At 49.7% G+C, this 1,477-nt stretch carries 9 tRNA genes and 3 rRNA genes; all 12 read right to left on the reverse strand.

The window, feature by feature from the left end:
* Positions 1–212: ribosomal RNA gene (locus FZD51_RS25785) — 16S ribosomal RNA — on the reverse strand; the annotation flags it as partial.
* A 139-nt stretch (positions 213–351) separates the two neighbouring features.
* A tRNA-Ala gene (locus tag FZD51_RS25790) sits at positions 352–427 on the reverse strand.
* A gap of 14 nt (positions 428–441) precedes the next feature.
* A tRNA-Pro gene (locus FZD51_RS25795) sits at positions 442–518 on the reverse strand.
* 23 nt (positions 519–541) lie between these two features.
* Positions 542–618, reverse strand: a tRNA-Arg gene (locus tag FZD51_RS25800).
* Between the two features lie 18 nt (positions 619–636).
* Positions 637–725: transfer RNA gene (locus tag FZD51_RS25805), tRNA-Leu, on the reverse strand.
* Positions 726–731: 6 nt separating this feature from the next.
* Positions 732–806 (reverse strand) — tRNA-Gly (locus FZD51_RS25810).
* 9 nt (positions 807–815) lie between these two features.
* Positions 816–900 (reverse strand) — tRNA-Leu (locus FZD51_RS25815).
* Positions 901–923: 23 nt separating this feature from the next.
* Positions 924–999 (reverse strand) — tRNA-Lys (locus FZD51_RS25820).
* A 32-nt stretch (positions 1,000–1,031) separates the two neighbouring features.
* Positions 1,032–1,107, reverse strand: a tRNA-Thr gene (locus tag FZD51_RS25825).
* 5 nt (positions 1,108–1,112) lie between these two features.
* Positions 1,113–1,188, reverse strand: a tRNA-Val gene (locus tag FZD51_RS25830).
* Between the two features lie 10 nt (positions 1,189–1,198).
* Positions 1,199–1,315 (reverse strand): 5S ribosomal RNA (gene rrf / locus FZD51_RS25835).
* A 68-nt stretch (positions 1,316–1,383) separates the two neighbouring features.
* A 23S ribosomal RNA gene (locus FZD51_RS25840) occupies positions 1,384–1,477 on the reverse strand; the annotation flags it as partial.

Raw genomic sequence — 1,477 nt, forward strand, 5'->3', positions numbered from 1 at the left:
ATCTTTCAGCATATCCCCATGAGGGGAAATGCATTATCCGGTATTAGCTCCGGTTTCCCGAAGTTATCCCAGTCTTACAGGCAGGTTGCCCACGTGTTACTCACCCGTCCGCCGCTGACTTCAGGGAGCAAGCTCCCATCCGTCCGCTCGACTTGCATGTATTAGGCACGCCGCCAGCGTTCGTCCTGAGCCAGGATCAAACTCTCCATATAAGAGTAAGATTTAGCTCTGATAAAAATAAGATTAACGTTGACGTTTTTGTTCGTTCAGTTTTCAAAGGACAATCTCTGCCGCTTTTTGAAGCAGCTTTTATATATTAACAGGAAGTAAGCAGCCTGTCAATAGTTTTTTTGGTGGAGCCTAGCGGGATCGAACCGCTGACCTCCTGCGTGCAAAGCAGGCGCTCTCCCAGCTGAGCTAAGGCCCCATATAAATTTTAAATGGTCGGGAAGACAGGATTCGAACCTGCGACCCCTTGGTCCCAAACCAAGTGCTCTACCAAGCTGAGCTACTCCCCGAACATAATAATTTTAATGTAATATGGCGCGCCCGAAAGGAGTCGAACCCATAACCTTCTGATCCGTAGTCAGACGCTCTATCCAATTGAGCTACGGGCGCATATTTAAAAGAATTCTGTGGTGCCGAGGACCGGAATCGAACCGGTACGGTAGTCACCTACCGCAGGATTTTAAGTCCTGTGCGTCTGCCAGTTCCGCCACCCCGGCAATCTTTGGAGCGGAAGACGGGATTCGAACCCGCGACCCCCACCTTGGCAAGGTGATGTTCTACCACTGAACTACTTCCGCATATAAAATTGGTGCGGGTGAAGGGAGTCGAACCCCCACGCCTTGCGGCGCCAGATCCTAAGTCTGGTGCGTCTGCCAATTCCGCCACACCCGCATATTTTATTGCCTGAGATTAAATGGTGAGCCATGAAGGACTCGAACCTTCGACCCTCTGATTAAAAGTCAGATGCTCTACCGACTGAGCTAATGGCTCAAACTTTTTTTACTTCCTAAACTTGTTGAAACTGGTGCCGGCTAGAGGACTTGAACCCCCAACCTACTGATTACAAGTCAGTTGCTCTACCAATTGAGCTAAACCGGCAAATATGGTGGAGGATGACGGGATCGAACCGCCGACCCTCTGCTTGTAAGGCAGATGCTCTCCCAGCTGAGCTAATCCTCCATATTTTAAAGCCCGGCAGCGTCCTACTCTCACAGGGGGAGAGCCCCCAACTACCATCGGCGCTGAGAAGCTTAACTTCCGTGTTCGGTATGGGAACGGGTGTGACCTTCTCGCTATCGCCACCAGACTATTTGATTGAGGTTTTGTTCCCTCAAAACTAGATAATGCAGAAGAAGAATGACAGAGTAATCAAATGTGGTTAAGTCCTCGATCTATTAGTATCTGTCAGCTCCACGTGTCACCACGCTTCCACCTCAGACCTATCAACCTGATCATCTTTCAGGGATCT

The organism is Bacillus infantis (assembly GCF_008180445.1).
Lineage (GTDB): Bacteria > Bacillota > Bacilli > Bacillales > Cytobacillaceae > Bacillus_AB > Bacillus_AB infantis_B.